1 protein-coding gene is annotated in these 305 nt (G+C 70.2%); it reads left to right on the forward strand.

Going from position 1 to position 305, the window contains the following annotated elements:
- The coding region (locus tag OO69_RS48535) for an SHOCT domain-containing protein (protein WP_033287459.1) at window positions 1-274 on the forward strand (274 nt) is incomplete at its 5' end.
- Window positions 275-305: the final 31 nt, after the last annotated feature.

Here is a 305-nt window from a genome sequence, read left to right on the forward strand (position 1 = left end):
CGTCTACGTCATCGCACGCGGGAAGAACATGGGCCGCCGGGAGACGGAACACGCCGGCGCCCGCCAGGAGGAGTTCAACGCCTACATCAGGAAGACCGCGAGCGGCGGACGGCGCTCCAGCGTCGACGAACTGGCCCGGCTCTCCGAGATCCGCGATCAGGGTGCCATCACGGACGAGGAGTTCCGCAGGGCGAAGGAGCTGGTCCTGAGCGGCCACGGCCCGGCGGAACACGCGGGCCGGGCTCCCACCACATCCAGCCCTTCCGCCCGCTGACCATCCGCACGCCACGAATCGAGGCGCACGA

It is taken from the genome of Streptomyces sp. NRRL F-525, from assembly GCF_000716605.1.
GTDB lineage: Bacteria > Actinomycetota > Actinomycetes > Streptomycetales > Streptomycetaceae > Streptomyces.